Here is a 487-nt window from a genome sequence, read left to right as displayed (position 1 = left end):
TTTTTGTCTTGGTTTTGTCGTGCTCTTTGTTTGTGCTCATTTTTTTTGTTGCATGCCTATGACGGCATCCGAGCTGCAGCGTATTCTCGTGGGCTCGGAGATGTGTATAAGCGCCCGAGTTTAGGCGCTGGTTGACGCACTCGTTGACGCACTCGTTGACGCACTCGTTGATGCGCTGGTTGAAGCGCTCGTTGACGCACTTGTTGATGCACTCGTTGAAGCACTTACTGACGCACTTACTGAGGCACTCGTTGACGCACTTGTTGACGCGCTCGTCGATGCACTCGTTGACGCACTTGTTGATGCACTCGTTGACGCGCTCGTTGATGCACTCGTCGATGCGCTCGTTGATGCACTCGTTGATGCGCTTGTTGACGCACTCGTTGAGGCACTTGTCTATGCACACGTTGCAGCCATAGTTGAGGCCCTAGTTGATGCAAATATTGACGACGTGGCTGTGGCGACAGTCGAGGAGGTAGTTGAGGAC

Annotated in this window: 2 protein-coding genes; both read right to left on the bottom strand. The window is 52.8% G+C overall.

All coding sequences use genetic code 11. The features are described from left to right. Nucleotides 1–56: 56 nt before the first annotated feature. Nucleotides 57–224 (bottom strand): hypothetical protein, encoded by a 168-nt coding sequence (locus CBG10_RS11310; RefSeq protein ID WP_179231259.1) that lies wholly within the window; start codon nt 222–224, stop codon nt 57–59. A gap of 12 nt (nt 225–236) precedes the next feature. Next, on the bottom strand, nt 237–487 hold a 251-nt coding region (locus CBG10_RS09495), incomplete at its 5' end, for a hypothetical protein (protein ID WP_179231258.1).

Origin of the sequence: Limosilactobacillus reuteri (genome assembly GCF_002254085.1) — a bacterium.
Lineage (GTDB): Bacteria > Bacillota > Bacilli > Lactobacillales > Lactobacillaceae > Limosilactobacillus > Limosilactobacillus reuteri_K.
Note: the sequence above shows the minus strand (reverse complement) of the source record. Positions and strands in the feature narration are given on the sequence as shown.